Source organism: Lapidilactobacillus wuchangensis, assembly GCF_003946645.1.
GTDB lineage: Bacteria > Bacillota > Bacilli > Lactobacillales > Lactobacillaceae > Lapidilactobacillus > Lapidilactobacillus wuchangensis.
Genome location: NZ_RHOU01000002.1, coordinates 124,046 through 146,042, shown reverse-complemented (window position 1 = coordinate 146,042; position 21,997 = coordinate 124,046). Strand labels below are relative to the sequence as shown.

The 21,997-nt window shown below is 36.3% G+C and carries 21 protein-coding genes; 2 read left to right on the top strand and 19 right to left on the bottom strand.

Annotation, left to right across the window (positions count from 1 at the left end; all coding sequences use genetic code 11):
• Positions 1 to 11: 11 nt before the first annotated feature.
• From EKM82_RS02660 to EKM82_RS02590, 16 genes are all read right to left on the bottom strand, one after another.
• Positions 12 to 500: a hypothetical protein gene (locus EKM82_RS02660; RefSeq protein ID WP_125766781.1), complete on the bottom strand. Its 489-nt coding sequence runs from the start codon at positions 498 to 500 to the stop codon at positions 12 to 14.
• Positions 497 to 1,015, bottom strand: a complete 519-nt coding sequence (locus EKM82_RS02655; RefSeq protein WP_318531081.1) for a C40 family peptidase — start codon at positions 1,013 to 1,015, stop codon at positions 497 to 499. Before EKM82_RS02655 ends, EKM82_RS02660 begins: the two co-directional genes overlap by 4 nt.
• Complete coding sequence (locus tag EKM82_RS11885) at positions 921 to 1,178, bottom strand: C40 family peptidase (RefSeq protein WP_318531082.1); 258 nt, start codon at positions 1,176 to 1,178, stop codon at positions 921 to 923. The genes EKM82_RS02655 and EKM82_RS11885 overlap by 95 nt, the downstream gene beginning before the upstream one ends.
• Positions 1,179 to 1,581: 403 nt before the next feature.
• Entirely contained in the window at positions 1,582 to 2,424 is an 843-nt protein-coding gene (locus EKM82_RS02650; RefSeq protein WP_125766780.1) for an NAD-dependent epimerase/dehydratase family protein, read from the bottom strand.
• A 79-nt stretch (positions 2,425 to 2,503) separates the two neighbouring features.
• The gene (locus EKM82_RS02645; RefSeq protein ID WP_125766779.1) at positions 2,504 to 3,220 is read right to left on the bottom strand and encodes a glycosyltransferase; all 717 of its coding nucleotides are present in this window, start codon (positions 3,218 to 3,220) and stop codon (positions 2,504 to 2,506) included.
• A complete protein-coding gene (locus EKM82_RS02640; protein ID WP_225419640.1) occupies positions 3,217 to 4,245 on the bottom strand; it encodes a lipopolysaccharide biosynthesis protein in 1,029 nt (342 codons plus the stop codon). The genes EKM82_RS02645 and EKM82_RS02640 overlap by 4 nt, the downstream gene beginning before the upstream one ends.
• A 22-nt stretch (positions 4,246 to 4,267) precedes the next feature.
• Positions 4,268 to 5,326, bottom strand: a complete 1,059-nt coding sequence (locus tag EKM82_RS02635; RefSeq protein ID WP_125766778.1) for an acyltransferase family protein — start codon at positions 5,324 to 5,326, stop codon at positions 4,268 to 4,270.
• Positions 5,327 to 5,401: 75 nt separating this feature from the next.
• A complete protein-coding gene (locus EKM82_RS02630; protein ID WP_164508065.1) occupies positions 5,402 to 6,292 on the bottom strand; it encodes a glycosyltransferase family 2 protein in 891 nt (296 codons plus the stop codon).
• Positions 6,293 to 6,311: 19 nt separating this feature from the next.
• Positions 6,312 to 7,205, bottom strand: a complete 894-nt coding sequence (locus EKM82_RS02625; protein ID WP_164508064.1) for a glycosyltransferase family 2 protein — start codon at positions 7,203 to 7,205, stop codon at positions 6,312 to 6,314.
• The gene (locus tag EKM82_RS02620; RefSeq protein ID WP_318531080.1) at positions 7,198 to 8,640 is read right to left on the bottom strand and encodes an oligosaccharide flippase family protein; all 1,443 of its coding nucleotides are present in this window, start codon (positions 8,638 to 8,640) and stop codon (positions 7,198 to 7,200) included. The genes EKM82_RS02625 and EKM82_RS02620 overlap by 8 nt, the downstream gene beginning before the upstream one ends.
• A 98-nt stretch (positions 8,641 to 8,738) precedes the next feature.
• Positions 8,739 to 9,320: a dTDP-4-dehydrorhamnose 3,5-epimerase gene (gene rfbC, locus EKM82_RS02615; protein ID WP_125766774.1), complete on the bottom strand. Its 582-nt coding sequence runs from the start codon at positions 9,318 to 9,320 to the stop codon at positions 8,739 to 8,741.
• Between the two features lie 16 nt (positions 9,321 to 9,336).
• The gene (gene rfbA / locus EKM82_RS02610) at positions 9,337 to 10,206 is read right to left on the bottom strand and encodes a glucose-1-phosphate thymidylyltransferase RfbA (RefSeq protein WP_125766773.1); all 870 of its coding nucleotides are present in this window, start codon (positions 10,204 to 10,206) and stop codon (positions 9,337 to 9,339) included.
• A gap of 134 nt (positions 10,207 to 10,340) precedes the next feature.
• Positions 10,341 to 11,159, bottom strand: coding sequence for a glycosyltransferase (locus tag EKM82_RS02605; RefSeq protein ID WP_125766772.1), 819 nt, complete (start codon positions 11,157 to 11,159; stop codon positions 10,341 to 10,343).
• A gap of 3 nt (positions 11,160 to 11,162) precedes the next feature.
• Positions 11,163 to 12,263, bottom strand: a complete 1,101-nt coding sequence (locus tag EKM82_RS02600) for a YveK family protein (protein WP_125766771.1) — start codon at positions 12,261 to 12,263, stop codon at positions 11,163 to 11,165.
• Positions 12,260 to 13,519: an O-antigen ligase family protein gene (locus tag EKM82_RS02595; protein ID WP_125766770.1), complete on the bottom strand. Its 1,260-nt coding sequence runs from the start codon at positions 13,517 to 13,519 to the stop codon at positions 12,260 to 12,262. Before EKM82_RS02595 ends, EKM82_RS02600 begins: the two co-directional genes overlap by 4 nt.
• 218 nt (positions 13,520 to 13,737) lie before the next feature.
• Positions 13,738 to 15,849 carry a peptidoglycan recognition protein family protein gene (locus EKM82_RS02590; protein ID WP_125766769.1) on the bottom strand — a complete coding sequence of 704 codons (2,112 nt, stop codon included), beginning with the start codon at positions 15,847 to 15,849 and terminating at the stop codon, positions 13,738 to 13,740.
• Between the two features lie 199 nt (positions 15,850 to 16,048).
• Here EKM82_RS02590 and EKM82_RS02585 point away from each other — a divergent pair, with 199 nt between their 5' ends.
• Positions 16,049 to 16,915 (top strand): hypothetical protein, encoded by an 867-nt coding sequence (locus EKM82_RS02585; protein WP_125766768.1) that lies wholly within the window; start codon positions 16,049 to 16,051, stop codon positions 16,913 to 16,915.
• Between the two features lie 66 nt (positions 16,916 to 16,981).
• Here EKM82_RS02585 and sdaAA read toward each other — a convergent pair whose 3' ends face one another.
• The 3 genes from sdaAA to EKM82_RS02570 all read right to left on the bottom strand — a co-directional run bounded on the left by sdaAA (position 16,982) and on the right by EKM82_RS02570 (position 19,648).
• A complete protein-coding gene (gene sdaAA, locus EKM82_RS02580; protein WP_125766767.1) occupies positions 16,982 to 17,905 on the bottom strand; it encodes an L-serine ammonia-lyase, iron-sulfur-dependent, subunit alpha in 924 nt (307 codons plus the stop codon).
• A 30-nt stretch (positions 17,906 to 17,935) separates the two neighbouring features.
• The gene (locus EKM82_RS02575) at positions 17,936 to 18,586 is read right to left on the bottom strand and encodes a serine dehydratase beta chain (RefSeq protein WP_125766766.1); all 651 of its coding nucleotides are present in this window, start codon (positions 18,584 to 18,586) and stop codon (positions 17,936 to 17,938) included.
• Positions 18,587 to 18,778: 192 nt separating this feature from the next.
• A complete protein-coding gene (locus tag EKM82_RS02570) occupies positions 18,779 to 19,648 on the bottom strand; it encodes an AraC family transcriptional regulator (protein ID WP_125766765.1) in 870 nt (289 codons plus the stop codon).
• Between the two features lie 272 nt (positions 19,649 to 19,920).
• On the opposite strand from EKM82_RS02570, the gene EKM82_RS02565 reads away from it, so the two are divergent.
• Complete coding sequence (locus tag EKM82_RS02565; RefSeq protein WP_125766764.1) at positions 19,921 to 21,921, top strand: glycoside hydrolase family 31 protein; 2,001 nt, start codon at positions 19,921 to 19,923, stop codon at positions 21,919 to 21,921.
• Positions 21,922 to 21,997 lie beyond the last annotated feature (76 nt).

Below are 21,997 nucleotides of genomic sequence, written 5' to 3'. Positions count from 1 at the left end.
TTATTATTGATTTACTTAACTGTAATTACATATTTATTTGCCCAACTATCGACAGTACCATAATCCCCCTTTGGGTCTGAGCTATATCTAAGAATAAGAAATACATTTTTACCCTTCATATTGTCAGTAACTGGTATCGTTACGTTGAAGCCACTTTTTGTTGAATTTGGAAAATTGGAATAATACTTTGTCACATCCGGGCGATCAACCGTAGTTATTTTTGCACGATTTAGTTCAGTATTAGTCGCCGCATTCATAACAATAGCATACCGATAAGGCTTATTTTCGGTATACATACCTATCTGCCAACCTACCGCACGTAAATGATCTCCCTCTTGTTGGAAATAATCCATTGAATTTCGTGAGTCCTTTGCTGGAAATGAAACCGTTCTATCAAATGTATAATCAGAGGTATTATAATTTCCATGTAAAACGGAAGAATAGCGTACCATAATTTTGACTGTGTGTCCTTTTACAGCATCAGGAACATCAACTGTCATATTAAAGCCACTGTGCAAGGATCCAGTAATATTTGGATATGCTCTTTGAACATCGGAACGATCAATTCGGTCAAATTTCCACCGTGCCAATTCCTTGTTAGTGTTGCATCCATTGCAAACATATAGCTGTATTTCATTCCTGTTGTATTGGATGCTGCAGTCCAACCTTTAGCATGTAATTTACTATTTGTAAAAGAGAATTCATCCAGCGAACCACGACTTATTACATCCGACGTTGCAGGCAAAATCCTTCTCGCAAACGCAGGATAGTAATATTTCATATTAGTCATTTTTACATTTTGACCGGGTTCCGGTGCTTGAATAAAATTGCCATCTCCAACATATATCGCAACATGATAAGTGGAACCTCTGTTACCCCAAAAGAGTAAATCACCCGGTAATAGCGAATTCAAACTGACTTCAGTCCCCATATGTTCCTGAGTTGTTGTTGGTGCTGGGACCGACATACCGACAGCATTTTTTGTAAACATATTGAACCAAACCAGAACAATCAAAACTATTTGGCCCCTTTGCAGCCCATTCATATGGTTTGCCGAGTTGAGCCTTGGCCAAATTAACAACTGCTTGTTGCTTACTATTCATAACCGTTGCGGCCCGAACCTCATTTGGCTGAGAATTTGCAATGGTTGTCTGTAGAACGGCTCCTGTTACAAGCATTGTAGATGCAACTAAAAACAAAAACCTCTTACTAAGCTTCATAGCAAATATCCTCCTTATCTGACCATAATATAAAACTTAAAATATTTTTTTGCAATCGATTTCTAAATAGTGTGTATGTTTCTAAAGCCCACATTCAAATAACTACAAAATTAAAGTTCATTACATAAGCAGATACGTCGGGATGAGTGTTTTCTTTAACATTATTAAGATTAACTTTGACAATTTTATTCATAAAAAAGCCTCCAAATAGTTGGCAGGTTAATACCTGCACAAGTATTTGAAGGCGAAAATAGACGGTCTGTTATTTACTGCAATATAATAAAAAACGATTAAGCCAGATTCCTCTCTGAGCTCAATCGAAATTTAACTGAAAAGATTATTTAATCGCATACCGCCAAAATCATTTATTAACGTAATTTTTATTTTTCAAAATTTCTTGAATTTTTTGATTGCTTCCCCAAATAGCCTTGGAATCATATGGTCTATCTGGAAACGCACCATATTTTAATTTAATCGAATAGTTGTTTTCCTTTATAAATCGCTCAACACGATCGGCCAGCTTCTCAGGTCTACCAGAACATATTTCAATAATACCATTAATATCATTTTGACCAATTGAAGCTGCAATTTGATTACAAAAATCATCATAATCAATGAAATCAAATTGATCTTGGCCTAGTGTAAACGGAAAAGTTGTTTCTCCTGCATTTGCCGCAGCAGTAATTTTTGAAAAAATTGAACTACCAAATTCGGAATGCCCAACGATATAATAACCACGAAGCCATTGGAAAATCGTATTATTCTTATCGGCCATCATTTTGGTCAGTTCTCGTAAAGCGTTCTTGCTAATACCATACGGGGTAACAGGGTTGCAAGGAGTTGATTCATTAATACTCCCTTCAAAAAAACCTATTTCGTGCATACTTCCCATAACGGCCACTTTATTAATTCCTGAATCAATCATCTTTTTTAGAAACAAATAATGCTTTGGTAAATCGTCAACGTGAGCATCAGAGTAATGTTTAAAACCGTCTCGCCAAGCTAAATGCAAAACTGCGTCAGGTCGTCCAAAAGTTACATAAGGATCTTCAATATCAAAAAGATTCCCAGAAATTTTTTTTGCACGTTCGTCTACATAGTTCGTATTAAAGTCTGTTGCTACTACTGAATGTCCGTTATCCAGAATAGCCTTAACGATGCCTTGGCCTAAATACCCGTTTGCACCAGTAACTAAAATTTTCATTTATATCCTCATTTCCGTAACAATTACATTCCAATTTTTCTATAATTAGCAGCGTGATTATCCATACAGAACAGAATAACTATCTAAAAAAAACAGTCTTTACGATATTATAACGCCACTTTATTTTTTCTGCCAAAGTTGAATGATTTTCTACTGTGGTCACTGTATCATTATGACGCCGATACTTCACCAGTTTATCAGAAATCAGCATCGCCCGGTGTTTTCTATCTGCCATAATTCCTAACCACATATCATGCATGGGTACGTTAGATGGAATCGGCAATAAGGGACTAACAAAGCTTTTACGGAAAGCCATTGCACAGCCAATATACGTATTTTTGATAATATTTTTTGCAACGCCAAGTTTAGTGCCACGATAGTTAAAAAATGATGGAATAACTACATTTAATTGATTATCAACGACCACAATATCCGACATGATCAAATCGATATTAGGATATGCGATAAACTTGCTTAATACCACCGAAACCTTATCAGGATACCAAACATCGTCCTGATCAGACAAAAATATTATTTCATTCCTGCAATGGGATAATGCATTATTAAAATTAGCAATGACACCCCGCTCGTGACAAACAATAATTTTTACACGACTATCTGCGCCAAACTTTTCTTTTAAGATTAACATTGTTTGATCAGTAGAGCCATTATCAGAGATGATTAATTCATCAACATCACCTAATTGATCAAGAATACTTCTCACTTGATCATAAACATACTTTTCTCCGTTATACGTAGCCATTGCTACAGAAACCGTTGGCCGTCGATCACTCATCGATAATAACTCCCTTCTTTTTGCTCTATACCTAGTAACTCCTCTAGAAAGTACTTAATACTATATCGACAATAAATACTTTCATCAACCTGTTGATAAGGACTTGACAAGAAGCTATCAGGAATCACTACGTCATTACGGTCAATTACACAAACATTCAACGGATTGTAAAAATCATAATGAATAATATCTTGGTTTGTAGTAATTATTTTTTTGCTGGCACCCAACATTTCAATAGTTCTCATTGTCAGACCAGTTTGCAAGGGATGTTGGATATCGATAACAACTTGGGCATTTTCTAATTTTGCTTGCAGTGTTGTTCGGTCTAATGAATGATAATTAAAATCACTAAGTTTGGCACCAGGAATAATACGTTTAATATACTTATAGTAAAAAAACATTAATTTTGATGGAATATAGTAATAAAAATATACCACCTTATTCCGCTGACTAAATATTTTTTTAATTTTTTCTAATATTAGATATCTATCTGAGTGAACAGTACCCACGAAAAATAAATCCAATTTAGTACCTTTATTTCTTTTGATTTCTTCATAGCTGGAATCAAAAAAGAGTGGGCGAAACTTCCAATCATATTTTTCACAATCCTGAATATCAAATGAGTATACTTGATCAAAAAAAGGTGCCTTTTCAACAGTGTTAATCTTATTCTTGACAGAGTCCCACAGATAGAGCACCTTATGTGAATCTTGATAATGCTTATCAAGAAAGTCGAGAAAAAAGAGCGGCGTTGCCTCAGCCTGGCAAATCAAAATGTAATCAAACTGTTGCCCACTTATCTCCTTTATAATTTTCTCGTAATATTTCTTAACAAGTGGTTCCATTAATTTTCTATTTATTCTAAGTAATGACTTGCCTAAAGTAGTATTTGATGGACGTTCATCAAAAAAAAGAACTTCAGCTCCCATTGATTCAAGCTTATTTTTCAACATAATTTCATACGAAAAGAATTTAGGGCTTAAAAATAAAACTCTTTTATCGATTAAGCTTTCTTTTTCAATCAATTTTTAATCTCCATTTCTAAAATCAATTTCCACTCTGAGTGTTACGTTTAAGAAAACCAAATATTGATTGATTTTTAAGTTTGATACAACGTTTCTCAATTAGATGCCATGAAGCAAACGCAAAGGCCATTGAAAGAGGAACTGCCAAAAGGAAGTTTTCCATTTGTGACAAATTATTACTGAAGATTGACATGAGAGCCTGTTGGATTACAAAAGAATAAATATAAATACCGTAGGACAAATCTCCATATTTTGTAAAATTCGGAAACTTAGGTACGGGACCTAAAGCCAAATAAAAAATCAAATATGAGCCACCGATGGATGCCGCAGGAATTACCTGTTTAAAATAAACACCTGCAATTAAAATTAGAACAGCAACAATTGCAAGTTTTCCGTTCAGGATAATTTTTTCGCGCCATTGATAAAAAATCATGCCAGCTGAGAAAAAAAGCCCAAAATAAAAGTAGTAATAATAATTAGGATAATGAAAAACAATCAGACCTAAACAAACTAGATACAATACTACACTAGTTTCTTTGCGTAAAAGCTTAGTGATACCTAAAAGTGCGACTACAAGATAGGTCACAAACTCATACCATAACGTCCAAATTGAACCATTAATAGCATTAGGATAAATATTCTTATTAAACACTCCTGGTAATGTATATCGCATATTTTTTAAAGATAGATTTATAAAGTATTGTCGTGTCTCTGGATGTGCAAAGTACTTATTAATCGGTAGGGTAGTTAATAACGGACCCAAAACAAAAATTGATAATAAAATGACAACAATATATGCTGGCATAATACGTAGAACACGCGCTTTTAAAAAGCGCCCTAAATCTTTCGTCCGGTCAAAACTCATAGTAATTAAAAAACCACTAATGATAAAAAACACCATAACACCAACTGCACCAGCCGTAGTCTGCATTCTTGTCATTCTACTAATAATTTCATGTTCATTACCAACACCAGTTAACGGAAAGGAGTGGAACCAAACCACTAAAATTGCGGCAAAAAAACGGATTAAATCAAAATTATTTTTCCTAGTCTCTAAAGATTGATCGATTTGCGACTTCATATTCCATTCACTCCTACGCACACCCAAATAATAATGTCCAAAATTTCTGTCCCTAAGCCGTGGCAAAATAGAAATCTACTGAAAATTTGTATTATCAAGGATTCGATTTACTTGCTGAGTCATTCTCTTCTTAAGCGTTGGCAATTTTAATATTAATAACGATACTTTATTAAGTACTTTAAAATTCTTTTTAGCATTGCTTAATTGTTTATCAGAGATTTTATTTTGCTGATATAAAACATTTAACATAATCATTTTTTTTAAATCTGAAATCAATAAATGTCCATCGTACACACGATATTTTTGTTTTATAACACCACGTACAAATATTTCATAATAAAGCATTTTACTTGTATTACTCATTGTATTAACGCCAGTAACATAAACGTAACCGCCAATATCATCTAGAATAGTAAATAATTTCTTTCTATTTTGAAATAAATCTACCCAGAACATCCAATCCTCATCATATTCGAGACTATCAACGAATCTTACGGTATTTTTTTCAAATACAAATGTATTAATTGGGAAAATATTATGAGCCAATAATTCAGTATTATATCTCAAATTGGGAATCATATCCCATGATTTACTATCTTTAATGTATCTAATATTTGTACCACATGCCATTTTATTTGGATGATTATTCAAATAGTTTACGGCATCAATAACTTTATTCTTAGTAAGAGTATCATCTGCATCTAGGAACTGGATGTACTCACCATGGGCATTGTCCAGTCCAACATTACGTGCTTTGCTACGACCTTTTTCAGGGAATTCAATTAATTTTACTCGCTTATCCATCTTAACAATATCGTTTACTATTATCGCAGTATGATCTGTAGATGCATTATTGATAACTAAAATTTCAAGATTAGTATATGTTTGACCCTGACAAGATTCAATGGCACGTTTAATTGTATACTCACCATTATAAACGGGTATAATTATGCTTACCAATTTCACTGAATTAAGTCTCACTTTCCTACTTTTGTAAGTATTGATATCGATTGTTGCCAGTTAGGCCATCATAAAAATAACTGAAAAAGCGTTTACCGTTTCGTTTAGTCAACAATGCTTTAAGACAGAACGCAGTAAAATACAATTTAAAAATTAATCTATTTTTTAAATTACCATTTCTTCTGACAAAGATAACTAAATTACGGTACATAAAATACTCTGATAATCCACTAATTTGATTAATTGTATGTGATCCCTTATGCCAAATAGTTGCCTTAGTGATACAAGCAATTTGATAACCGTGTTTTTTGAATTTTGCACACCATTCATTTTCTTCATAGAACAGAAAATAATTTTCAGGAATGTAACCCACCGACTGGACCAATGATGCCCTTATCATCATGCACGCTCCGCCAACGTAGTCACACGAAATAACCGATTGGCTAATCTTGTCGATATCTTCTCCTTTATATAAATCTGTAGCTCGACCATAATTCATATTTACCATGGCACCAGCAGACTGAACTTCACGACGATTTTTAAAGTCACAGATTTTAGGTCCAGCGACGCCGATTTGAGAATTTTTTTCAAGCGCATCCACTAAGACGGTCAAAAAATCAGGATCTACTTCAACATCATTATTCAAAATACATAGATAGTCAGCGTCATTCATCAAAGCATATTTAATACCAATATTGTTTCCAGCAGCATAACCTCGGTTAGTAGAGGCTTGCAAAAAAACCTCATTTGCAAACAAGGCCACCTCAAGATGTTTCCTTGAATTATCGGTTGAGTGATTATCTACAACAACAATTTCATAGTTTGAATAATTGACTTTTCTGATGTTCTTGATACATTCAATTGTATCCGAGTAATTATTATAGTTTAGAACAATTATTGCCACTTTGGGTTTAATCACGATTTCCTCCCCTCAATTGCCGAAACTTGCTTAGTGAACGATTAATAATTTCAAAAAGTATGGGCGTTTTAAAAATAAATAAGATTCCAAAATAAAGTACACCACCCAGAATAACCTCGATAATCAAATGGCTAATTGACCAGCTCCATCGACTACTTAACAAGAATACGGTGATGAACATAATTAAGCCAGCAATAAGGTACCGATAGATTCCTTTATAAAGGGATCTAATCCGATACGTTTTATTTACATAATATAATTGAATCATTGTCACGACTAGCTCAGAAATGATTGTGGAAATTGCCGCCCCAATCGCACCTAAATACAAAATTAGTGGAATATTTAAAATAAGATTTGCTATGGCTCCAGCAATAACAGATATCGTATATTCCTTATTGTGATTAGTCGGTAGCAGGTATTGATTACCAGTAATACTTGCCCAAGCAATAACTGGAATTACCATTGCCTCAATCAATAAAATATCGCCAACTGAATAAAAAGCCTTTCCAAAAAACAACACAGAAAATTCTCTAGCAACTGCTGCGATGCCAAACATTAATGGAATTGACAAAAAAGAAATATAATCAAAACTCTTAGTCAGTAATCGCTCGATTTGTTTATTATCACCGCGAATAAAACTATTGGCAACTCGAGGCATAACCACTGTTGCCAGAGATGTTAAAAGAGCAACTAATAATTTGACAATCTTGTCTGAACTGTCAAAGAAGCCGGCTGATTCAACGGAACTAAAAACCTTCAACATCGGTTTGTTTAGGATAGCATAAATATTAATTGCAATTTGTGGCACAAATAGGACTAATGACGGTCTTAAATGCTTAAGCGGTTTGAGATATGAAAACTTAATTTTCTCAACATGATTTTTCAAATAGGGCCAAAGTGTAATATTTCCTAGCAATACTGATAAAGAAGTAATGAGAATATATACAAAGAGATCATCTTTATTTTTAACAAAGATAAAGATACACGCTAGCGAAATTGCTTTAACTAAGATATTTCTGGTCACAGTTACTTTGAAGTTCTCAATTCCCATGAAAAACCATGAAATATCAAATGCCACGGCAATAATTGCCACCCCTTGAGCAATATAATACAATCGATATTTATTGGGGAAACTAAGAAATACCAAAAATGCCAAGCTGGCAATGATGGCCGTCGTCATTAATAACGTTTCAATTTCCCAAAATGTTTTACTAAGTTTTTCTTTATTGCCACGTTGATAGGCGATCTCACGACTACCATACAAATTAATACCCAAGGTCGCAAATAGCACAAAATATTGAGTCATCGCATAAGTATAAGTATTAACACCAACACCAGTTGGACCAATGACACGAGAGATATACGGCATTGTCACCAACGGGACTATCAATACAAAAACCTGATAGACCATATTATATAAGTAATTAAATATCAACTGGATTTCCTCACTTCATCTGAAATAAGTTAAAAGGCAATGCTAAACAAGCATCGCCTTATTATACTGCTATTTTATTGACACCTTAAATTGATTCACTAAATTTCACCATAAACAAATGGATTGTCTTTTTCAAATTCAGTAAAACTTGGTTGATTAGCATCCTTCTCTGAAGTAATAGCCTGATCGAAATCAATTGGCCAATTAATGCCTAATTCAGGTGTATTGAACTTGAAACCACCATCTGCTTCTGCATCGTAATAGTTATCACACTTGTATAAGAAATTGACATTATCAGTCAACGTTACAAAGCCATGTGCATAACCCTTTGGTACTAACAATTGACGATGATTACTAGCTGAAAGAATGTAGCCTTCCCACTGCTTATATGTTGGTGAGCCTTTACGTACATCAACAATGACATCTAAAACAGCACCAGTGACAACTCGAATTAATTTAGTTTGAGCAGCCTTACCACGTTGGAAGTGTAAACCACGAAGCACGCCAGCTTGTGCTGATAACGATTGATTATCTTGGATAAAATCAATATTAATCCCAGCTTCTTTGAAATCACGATCTGAATATGATTCCGTAAAGAATCCGCGATTATCACCAAAAACTGCTGGTTCAATAATTTTAACGTCTTGTAACTTTGTTGTGGTAACTTTTAACTTTCCCAATTTAATAGCCTCTTTTTTAATCTTCTGATACTAATCTTAACAAATACTGACCATAATCATTTTTCTTAAGTGGTTGCGCCAGTTCAATGACTTTTTCTTTATCAATATAACCCATGCGATAAGCGATTTCTTCAAGACAAGCAACCTTTAAGTTTTGCCGCTTTTGAACCGTGGCAATAAAACTACTTGCCTCTTGAAGTGAATCATGAGTACCGGTATCAAGCCAAGCAAAACCGCGACCCATTAATTCAACATCAAGTTCACCCTTTTCAAGATAAGCTTTGTTAACGTCAGTGATCTCTAATTCACCCCGAGGTGATGGCTTAATGTTCTTCGCAATGTCAACCACTTGATTGTCATAGAAATACAAACCAGTCACCGCATAATTGCTGGCTGGGTGTTCTGGCTTTTCAACAATCGACTTAGCATGCATATTTTCATCGAAATCAACCACACCAAACCGTTCTGGATCATTAACGTGATAACCAAAGACAGTGGCACCAGATTCTTTAGCAGCCGCTTTTTGCAGCATCTTAGACAAACCGCCACCATAATAAATATTGTCACCAAGAATTAAGCAAACGGAATCATTGCCAATAAAATCAGCGCCAATCACGAACGCTTCAGCAAGTCCATTCGGTTTATCCTGAACGGCGTACTCAATATTTAAGCCCAAATCATGACCATCACCAAATAATTCTTCAAAACGCGGTGTGTCGGTTGGTGTTGAAATAATTAAAATATCGCGAATGCCTGCCAACATCAACACTGACATTGGGTAGTAAATCATTGGCTTATCATAAATCGGAATTAATTGTTTCGACAAAGCCCGAGTGATTGGATACAAACGGGTTCCTGAACCACCAGCAAGAATGATACCTTTCATCTCAAAACAACCCCTTATAAAAATTATATTGATCTTTTAAATGACAAACTACCTTTATAGTATAAAGTACTAGATAGTGATAGACAAGCAAGTACCAGATTCATAACCTTTAATTAAGATTGGAAACAGTCACATCAATAATTCTTCAAGGAAAAATATGCTTTTAATGTGGCTCGCCAAAACTTTCTATTTCTAATTAGCAGAAAGTGCTTGATAGTCCGGAAAAATAAATTTTTTTTATATTCCGATAATTTTTCACGATCATACTGAGTATAAAAAAGAAATTCTGATTGTAAGATACCCAGATAGCGATCGAAATCTAAAGTATTCAACGATTGAACAGATAGTTTATGATTAATTTGATGAGTGCTAATAAAATATTTCATGTCCTTCTCTTGGTTTAACCGCCAGAAAATCCAATGGTCCAAGAAATCTAAGCTAAAGCTCTCATTAAATCCACCAATCTCAACTAATTTTTCAACTGAAAGTACTGTCCCAGAATTAATAGCCATTATTTTGTCATCTGACAAACCAGATATTGGGATTGCTTTCTCCCGTAAAGAAATATATCGATCAGCCTTTAAAGGAGAAATAATCGTATTCTCACTGATAACCGTTGGTAAAAAGGCTTTTACTGGCGCCGAAGTGTGAAATTCTAGGATACTTCGTAAATATTCCGCAGTAATCGTTGTATCATCATCTAATAAAAGCAGCCATTTTGTATTATCCTTCCTCGCCTGTGATAACGCAAAATTGTATGCAACTGCTAAACCTAAATTTTTTTCACTTCTAATATTGATAACATTTGTTTCTGTTATTTCATTTCCAACACACTCATTATCGTAAACAACCAATTGAATCAGTTTTTCTTTGGAAAATTTTAACAAAGTTTCTGCACTTGGCGTATCAAGAAAGTTCTTACGATAAGTGACGATGACAACCATCAGTTTCATTGATTAATCCTCATTATAATAGATCACATATAAGTCAAGATTAGTTATTTGATTGAATTCCACTACCAAATCGTTTAATTCTGATTTCAATAAACTACCGTCTTTTACAATTAAAATCTGATTCTTACCAGACCCAACATTAATGGTTTTCGAGCAATCAATCAAGCTTAGGCTTTTATCTGCGGACAGCGTTTCATGATAAAGAGAATCCGTACTTAGTTGTTGAAATTGATCATTTGACTTATCGTTTTTTTCATTTGTATATTCGACCAATTTAGTTTTTGTTTGAACATCAGCTGGCAAAAGTGAAAGTAATGTCGATTTTATCAAATCAGCATTATTAAAATAAATCACAGTCGCTTCAACATTATTACTGTCAAAGAATGCTGTTTTTCTGAAAAACTTATCCAAAACATCCTTTACGTTCGCAAATTTCGAAACTTCATATATATTTGCATTAGATAATGCCGAATGAATAATCGCCGCATCATATATGACTTTACTATAATTTGCCATAACAAGTGCAATGATCATACTAATAAATAATGCAAATACAAAGGCAAATAAATAAACTTTCTTCATATTTCTATTCGATGTTGTTTGTACAACATCACTAGTTCCAATTACTTGTGCTGTTCCCTCCTGTAACATATTCATCGGATTACGGGAAATAGTTTTAGCAACATAATTAACAATCGCGAGGGCCTTTTTCTTATCTGGATTAATTTCATGGATGGATATTATTGATGTGCCATTATCATTTTCTATCTGATAATTTGTTAGATCTTCTTTATTGAGCAGATTTGGTTTCAATTTACTCTTTTGTAAATACTTTTCAAACTTTCCAGAACTAATAATCGATTTTTCCGTGTTCAGATACACTTGTAATGTACTGCCATCCATCTCTTGGTTCTTATTTGGTGTAATTAAGACTTTTGTCGTTGCTTTATATTCAACATCTCCTGTTTGTCTTCCACTATACCAATGCGCAGCTAAAGAGAAAACAATAGTTAACCCCACCAGTAAGCAGATAAAAAGCAGCCATGTTTTTTTAAGGCCCTTTAATAAATTCTTCAGCGTTTGTGTTTGTGTTGTTACTTTCATAAAATTCCCTCCAAATTATTACCGCTAGTTTTCTTTGAAATATACTCTAAAACATAAATGATTACGAATAAATAAAAAATGCGCTGTGGATCAAGCAATGATAGCGTTGCAAGCATTAACGTTAAATAAATTAAGATTAGTCCAAATTCTCCCTTTCTTTGACTAACTAAGAAGAGCGTAACTAATTTTAAAATAAACCAAATTAATGCAATAATTCCTAATGCACCAAATATTGAGATTATTCCTAATGCACCAATATCTTCTAAATAATAGTTTGCATTAGTCGAAAACAGATGTGTTTCAGCTGGGCCGTGAATGAGTTGACTATATCTTTTAGCATCAGGAAAACCGATACCGAACCATTGATTATAAAATATCTTGTCAAAATAATATTTTATTTCATTTGTACGAATTTCAAAGCTCATCCCACGCTCCCCACCAGTAAACCCTTGTATTAATTTGGGGAGAATTCCAAGCGCTAATAAAAAGCCACCAGCAATTATTGTATAAACAATACCCGCATGTTTTTGATACAGACAAATTAAGATAAAAGTCATAATCAAAATAAAATCAATGATCATATACATTCGGGTACCAGATACTAAAACAATGTATAAATAATCAATTAATACCAACGACAAATCAAAAATTGAAAACTTATCGTGAAGCATTTTAATTAAAGTCAACAAAATTGCAAAAGAAATAAAATCGGCTGGCCCAGCAACCCTGATGAAATGAAATATTGGTCCAAAACTATCATAAATAGGATTAAGACCATAATTACCAAAATCTAAAAAAATATGACTACTTTTTTCAAGGAAAGCCTGTATTAATAAAACAACCGCATACGTAGAACCGATAAAACTAATGCTTCTTAAAATAAATCGAAAATTGACCTCATCATTAAAGAAAAATACCAGTAAAAAATAAAGTCCAATCATTAAATAAACATAACTACCTTTTAAGGTCGTAATAAAGCTTTGATTGTAAACAACTTGTGATGCACCTAAGATTAACAGATAAATTCCGATCCAAGTCAGCATCATTGTAAAAAAAGGATATTCTCTAACTTGATTAACCTTGTAATAATTAAATATTAGATTAAAACAGATCAAACAGACAATCAAAAAGATAGTTAATGTTTTGTACACATAAGAGTTAATTAAAAACCAGGTTGCATTTGTTTTCATCAAAGAGAAAAAAGATACCTGTAGTAATAATAGCAAAACAATTACTATACGATTAAACTTCTCCAAAAGCTTCCCTCCTAAGACTGATGTTAAACCCAATTAATGATACTAAAAAAAATAACAAATTAAAAGCCGTTCCATCCGTATTAATCACGGATTAATAAATACTTTAGCCTCGCAGGTCAACTTTAAACAACCAAAAACAAAAACCGTTGTATAAATTATTCAAATTCAGAAAAAAAGAGTCAGATTAAATCTGACTCTTAGTGTTAAAGACCACGGTCCTAAAATTTAAAGTTACCATTAAGCCAATAATCAGTCGTGTTGCCATTTCCACGAATATCGTCGGAATAACGTACCATCACATTTAAATCCCGATTAGAAATTTCTGCTTTCAACGGAATATTGAGTGCAAAGCCACTCATATTAGCATTAAAGATCATTGGATAAAAGAGTGCGACATCTGGACGGCTTACAGAAGTTATTGGGAAACGTGCAACCTCATTTTTTGTTTTACTATCCATTAAAAACAAATAACGATATGGTTGAAGATAAGAATTATCCGCAGCGTGCCAACCCCTTAGACTAATATTAGAGTCGATAACTCTGGCCGAATCTAAGTTGCCTTTATTTTCTTTTTGAAGTGTCGGCAATTGATATTGTTTTGAAAAGTCAGTATCAACGTAATTGGAATTACCAGAACTACTTGCAGAGTATCGCAATTTAACCGTAACCTTTTGCCCGCTTAACTGAGTACTCATTGGAATGTTCAGAGAAAACCCACTATTGATTGAATTATAAATATTTGGATAAAATTTAAGAACATCTGGACGACTTGTACGATTAATCGAGTAACGCTTTATTTCTCGACCGGACTGATCCATTAAAAATAGAAAACTATAATTTTTATTATAAGAAGCATCAGCCGCATTCCAACCAGAGACGTGTATGCTTGAACCACTTGTTTGGAAAGAATCAACGGAACCAACATTTTGATTAAATTCGTACTGATATTCTTTAGACCACTGATCAACATTATTACCGTTACCTGTTGCTGAATCAGAGTATCTTGAAAGAACCCGTATTTTCTTTCCCGAGAGACTTGGATCAAGCTTAAATGAGGTAGAGAACCCTGACTTATCAGAATTGTAAACATCCGAATATAGGGCAGCAACGTCGTTACGAACATAATTGTCAACTTTTGTTCTGGTAATTTCACGATTATCAGTATCGTTATACAAAATTATATAGTGATAGGGACGATTGACACTTCCATCAGCCGCATGCCAACCGCGAACGTTTAATGCATAACCATCTCGTTTAACTGAATCAAAAGATGAATAATTTTTACTAAAATTATAACTTGGTGAAGTAAAGTCTACATAATCAGAATTACCATTTGCTGCACTACTATACCGTGAAATAATCTTTATTCGATGATTCGTAATATTGGTTGATAACGGAATATTATATTCAAAACCACTGTTCATTGATCCATAAAGCTTGGGATAAAACTTAGCCACATCGTTACGAACAGTTCGGCTTATCTGGTAGCGAGCTATTTCACGATTAGTATCAGCATCCAAAACAATCAGAAAACTATGATTTTTTCCCTCGGTTGTCGCTGCTGCGTGCCAACCTCTTATTTCCAAACCATTGGTTGTTAAAGCAACTTTATCGAAATTTCCTTGGTTCGCCATCTCACTATAATAATACTTCGCCAAATCCATAAACTGAGTGGTGTCATATCCCCATTTAGCTAAGTAGGCAATTGGATCAGTATGATCAGTGCCGCCTAAATAGTTAGTCACGTCATAATGTGTCCATAATGTACCACCACCATTGACAGTTGCTGGCGTCAAAGTCCAGTTATACTTAACGGCCATTGACGCTGTGTACCAAGCAGCATTGTTGATTGACTTGGCAAACTCTTCGCGATTACGGGCAGTCACCAATTCAAATTGTACAAAACGCGCGTTAGCTTTTGGACCGCCACCCCAAGAACCGAAATCAGTATCGTGAATATTTAAAATTGTACCAGCATCAATAAACGTGTGTACGAAAGCATCCTGCCAGCCGCCATTAATTTCATAATCAGCCTCATTACGAGCACTGTAATTATTCGGATTATCAGTATAGTGGAAAACAATGCCATTCGGCTTTTTATCACTGGTTGAATAATTAAACATCGAAAAAGTATGCAGTTCTTTAGTAACATTAGACACGGCAAACTTAGAACTTAAAATATAGCTATTAATCGACGACGAAACTGTTAAGGATGTCGCTGCTTTTACAGCTTGGGTTGCTTGATTGGACATCAAATCATTAGCTGCAAAAAGCGTCATTGATGCCAACATTGCGGTACAGAAAAACGTAATTTTTTTAGATTGTTTCACGAAAGATACCTCCAAAAACCAGAAACCAATAACAACATTACTTATTAGTTTACTTCATTTTTTCATGTGATGCTATTTCGATTATATTAAATCGAATTGTGAATTTTTATTACTGATTAATTAAAGTTATGATAATTTAAAAATGGAAAAAACTTTTTTAAATGAAAGATGATATACTGAAAAAATGGAGGGATTATTAATGAAAAAATTAGTTCGTGCACTTGTCCTCGTGTTACCAATTATCTTGTTAGCAGCTTGCTCCAACAAGCAAGGAAATGCATCAGCGTTAGTTAGCAGTGCTGACAACGCCGTAGCTAAGCAAGAATTCAGTCAAGCTTCTGCATACTTTGACGCTGCTAATCAAACAGCCAAGGATAGTAAATACGCCACTGCCAAGAAAGATGCCCAGTTATTAGCTACTGCTCAAGAAAAATTAACCCAAAATAATTTTACTAGCGCCAAAACAGCCTTAAAACAGATCAGTACCAAAAATTCAACTGCCGCAATTAAGAATGCTAAGAAACAACTGACTAATCAAATTGACCAGCAAGAATCTAAATATAAGGCAATCAATAAAATTATTGCTTCAGCTAAATCCGACTTTAAAAACAAAAAATACTCAGTGGCTAGTTCTTTACTTGCCGATCTTTTCAAGGAAAATCAAAATTTGAACGATTTTTCAGATTTGAAAATTAAAGCTTTGAATCTTAAGAACGATATTTTAACCGCCGAATTAACGACCGCTCAAGAAACAAGAAGCACAACTACTGAAAACAATAGCGCTAATACTAATAGCAGTAGTGAAACTGCTGGCACAACCAATCAAGCATCATCTACTTCAACAGCTAATACTAGTTCTAGTGCCTCAGTAACTAGCAACTCTCACGATGATAACAGTGCCATCACTGACGGTAGTGTGACCGCTGCCCAAATCAAAACGGCTCGGCAACAACTCCGTGATCAAGGTGTCAGCGATAGTGCCTGGAGTAATTCTGATATTGCTAAAGCAATTTTGAAAGCCCGTGCTGATGGTCGCTCAACCATTAAAGAGTCTGACGCTAACTAAAATTTTACGACCAAATTGAATGTAAAAAGACCGTATTTCCAGAATCAATTGGAATACGGTCTTTTTTTAATTCTCCCGGCCTTCATCTGGACCCTCTTCCGCGTGAATGCTAACATCTTCGCCGAAAATTTTCATTTTCATTTCAATACCAGTGGGTGTTGCTGCTAGGCCGCCAAGACCAGTTTCTCGTAAAGAGGTCGGCAAATCCTGACCGATTCGTTTCATGGCGCTGATCACTTCGTCAGCAGGAATTTTGTTGGTCAAGCCAGCCAGTGCCATATCAGCGCAAGTTAAGGCGTTAACTGAGCCGACCACGTTGCGTTTAATGCAAGGTATTTCCACCAAGCCCGCAACTGGATCGCAAACTAAACCGAGCAAATTCGACATTGCCATGGCGAAAGCTTCCGCACATTGTTGCGGCGTACCGCCAGCAACCTCAACTGCCGCCGCGGCGCCCATTGCTGAAGCACTACCGACTTCAGCTTGACAACCACCAGTGGCGCCAGCAATCATGGCGTGATTGGCAACGATCATCCCAAAAGCCGACGCACAAAACAAAAACTGAATTTGTTGATTACGCGTTAAATCAAGCCGCTCTGTCAATACACTGAGCACGCCAGGTAATGTCCCTGCAGAACCAGCCGTTGGTGTGGCACAAATAATTCCCATCGACGCATTGACTTCGTTAGTCGCAATTGCCGTTTCAACGGCCCGAAGCATGGTGTCGCCAGATAACGTTTTACCGGCAGCCCGATATTTAGCCATTAGCACTGCTTCACGTCCGGTAAGGCCAGTTGCTGATTGAACGCCTTGACCTGAGCTGCCCTTTTTAGCAGCCGCAATCATCACGTCGAGATTTTTCCCCATGGTCGCCCAAATAATCTCACGGCTACTATGACTTAGTTTGATTTCCTGAGCAATAATTAATTCTGAAATTGGTTGATGCTGTGCCGTTGCGGTGGTGACTAAATCGGCAATCGTTTCATACATAGTTTTATCCTCACGATATTTGTTTCGAATTCATAGCAAAGTTAAATCCTGGCTCATTCCCCGCGCCTGGTCAATCTGCTCGGGAAAAGGTCGATCCAACAAATCAAGTTGATAAATATAGTGATCAGCAAGCTGATGGGTCACCCGTGGACGGCGATAATTTTCTCCGAATAATTGGTCGAGGGCGGCGCCAATTGGCTGGTTGGCTTCAACAAATAAAATTGGCAGTGGTCCTTGCGGCGTAAAAATCAAACCATTTAAGTCGACCTTGCGGATTTCAATCGTGCCGCCACCAACTGAACAACCCCAAACCGTAATTTCTTTCTCCGCATTGATCAGCGTCACTGCCGCCGTGTTGGGATGACCAATTGGACTCAAGCCTTGATCCTCGATGAATGTGATTTTAAGGCCTTGACGTCGAGCCAAATCAACCGCTAAGGGTACTCGCCGATCAGCAGGATCAAAACCTAGCACCCCACTAATAATGGCGTAATCAGTCCCATGGCCACGATGAGTTTGGGCAAAAGATTCAAAATAGCGCACCACAACTTCTTTAATCGGTGCGTGGAATAAACGATTGGCCACATGACCAATTGCCACCGCCCCGGCAGTATGTGAGCTCGACGGTCCAATCATAATCGGACCAATAATATCAAAAACACTACGATAACGATTTGTCATAATCTTCCTCAATTAAACGCGTGCAATAAAATAATCAATTTAATCCTCAATCAAAGCATAAAAAAGCAGTTGTTGCTCACCACAAATTAATAAGCAGCATTCATTGGATGACCACCATAACCAGTCCAATACCGGTCTTTAGCATCAACTTAATTGTCCCAATTTTACCATGATTTTAACACTAAAATGATTTTATTTTTGAATAAATGTTTGGCGATATTCCGATGGTGTTAAATGCATCCGTCGCTGAAATAATTTGTTGAAATAAGAAATATTATTAAAGCCGACCAAGCCAGCAATCGTGCCAATTGCCACCTCAGAATCTTGTAATAGCGCCGTACTTTGGTTGATGCGAGTCGCGTTAATATAATCCGTTAACGACATTTTCGTGGTTTTTTTAAAAAGACGGCACAAATGGCTCTTACTTAAATTAAAGTGGATTGCCAGAATAGTTAGCGTCAATGGCTGACTATAGTGTTTCTGAATATAAGCAATCACCGCCTTCGTTTCAGTTACCGCCACGCCACCAGTAATTTGCTTAACTTGATTAGCCGTGGCAAGTTGCACTAAATCGGCCCAAGCCAAAAATAAATGACCTTTAATTTCCAAAGTATACGCAGCCGCCTGCTGATAGTATAGGGCCCGAATATTGAGCAGCTCATGATAAAGTTGCGTTGTCAATTTATTGTTAGTGGGCAAAACCGTGGCAACTTGGAGTGGTTCATTTAAATATTCTTGTTGAATGCGATCTGGTACGGCTGACTGCAGGAAGATCGGATCGAAAACCACCGCGAAAAAACCAAATGGTTGACCAACATCTGCCGTCATCCCATGTAGCTGGTCAGGTTGAATAATCGCAATATCTCCTTGTTGCAGCGCATAAGTCGCCCCGTTAAGATGTAGCGACGCCTGACCGACAGTGACTACCAACAACTCACATTCAGGGTGCCAATGCATGGCCACCCGCTCTGATAAAGTTGGATCGGAAATAAATTCGTGAACCCGTAATGGGAATAACGCGCTGCCATGAGGTTCTAATTCTTTTAATTGAGCTTGATTCATTTTAATTCACCATTTAGACAATATTGTGTTAGTAATCAGCAATTTTATTAAAGCCATTTTCTGATTATATCACTATATTAGCAGTATAAGCGTTTTCGCCATAAACGCAATCAGGAGCATCATTGTGTTATCCTGATATTGAAACGTGTTCAGAGAGATAGACTGCTAGGCCTAATTTAATTATTTGCTGACAGTATTCAAGCAAATAATTGAAATTACGCTACACAGTCTGCCCATCTCTCCTCACACTCTATTTTTTAGGAGGTTACCTAATGCAATATACAATTAAAGATGGCGCTTTATTAATTGGCCATCAAAACGAAACTTTACGGATTGAAGCTTGGGGCCAAGATTCTTTAAGAATTCGGGCCACTGAATATCCTGACTTCACTAAAGATGATTGGGCTTTAAGCGAAGCTGTTCCTGCTGCTCAACGCGAAGCTGACATCAACGTCAATGAAGCTAACGGCACTGCCGAAATCAGCAATGGTCGCTTAAAAGCAACAATCAATGCTGCTTGTGTTTTATCATTCTTCCGTGATGGCAAATTAATCTTACGGGAATATTTCCGCTCATACTTTGGGACTGAAAGTAACGAAAGCCGCTGCTTGAAGATCATTGGCCGTGACTGGCAACCAATCGTTGGTGGCGACTATGGTTTAACGGTTCGCTTTGATCCAAATGACGGTGAAAAGATTTTCGGGATGGGCCAATACCAACAAAAGTATCTTGACCTTAAAGGTTGTACTTTGGAAATGGCACAACGTAACTCACAAGTTTCAATTCCTTTCGCTGTTTCTAGCTTAGGCTATGGCTTCTTATGGAATCACCCTGGCATTGGTAAAGTGAACTTCGGTAAGAACATGACTGAATGGCATGCCGATGCAACGAAGCAAATGGATTACTGGATCACGGTTGCTGACAAGCCAGCGCAAATCGTTGAGAATTACACTGCCGTTACTGGTCGTGCACCTGAATTACCTGATAACCTCCTTGGTTTATGGCAATCGAAATTACGTTACCGGACACAAGACGAAGTACTCAGCGTTGCCCGTCATTACAAAGAATTGGGTATTCCGTTAGACATCATGGTCATTGACTTCTTCCACTGGACTCGTCAAGGTGACTGGCATTTCGACAAAGATTACTGGCCAGATCCAAAGGCAATGTGTGATGAATTACATGCCATGGGTACAAAAGTTGTTGTTTCTGTTTGGCCATCAGTTGACCGCAAGAGCGAAAACTTCAACGAAATGTTTGAAAAAGGCTATTTGATTCGGACTGAACGGGGCTCAATTCAAACTTATGACTTCCAAGGCGATTGCTTGGAAATCGACTGTACTAACCCAGCTGCGCGTCAATTTATTTGGGACAAGTGCAAGAAGAACTATTATGACTATGGGATTGATATGTTCTGGTTGGATAATGCTGAACCTGACTTCGCTGTCTACGATTACGACAACTATCGTTACTACCTCGGACCAGCCTTAGAAGTTTCTAACATTTACCCACAACTTTATGTTAAGGCTTTCGAAGACGGCATGAATGCTGCTGATCCTGACAAGAAACGGTTGCACTTAGTTCGTTCTGGTTGGGCTGGCAGTCAAAAATACAGTACCCTAATTTGGTCTGGTGATGTGCCAAGTACTTTCGAAGCCCTTGAAGATCAATTATCAGCTGGTTTGAACATGGGCTTGGCTGGTATTCCTTGGTGGACAACTGATATTGGCGGCTTTATGACTGACGATATTAACGACCCTGGTTTCAAAGAATTATTATTGCGTTGGTTCGAATTTGCGGTTTACACCCCATTCTTACGAATGCACGGCGATCGTGGTCCTCATGATATTCCATCATTATCTGATTCCGATCATGGTGGTGGCAGTCTTTACACTGGCCATGCTAATGAATTATGGAGTTACGGCGATGATGCCTTCAAGATCATGAAAGATCAATTGAAGATTCGTGAAGATCTTAAGCCATATATCGAAACATTATTCAAAGAAGCTAGCGCTACTGGGGCACCACTATTACGGACAATGTTCTACGAATTTCCTGATGATCCTCATGCTTGGGAATTACAAGATCAATATATGTTCGGTTCTGAATATCTTGTTGCACCAGTGCTCCATGCCGGCGAAACTGAACGTGATGTTTACTTACCTGCTGGTCGTTGGGAAAACGTTAACGACGGCAAGCAATATGACGGCCAACAAACAGTTGTCGCTGCCGCACCACTTGAAGTTATCCCAGTTTTCAAAAAAGTTAACTAATTATCCTGACGGAAAAATCGCCTACTAATCATTAGTAGTGACTGCTAATTGAAGCGCCAAACTAATTAGCAAAATA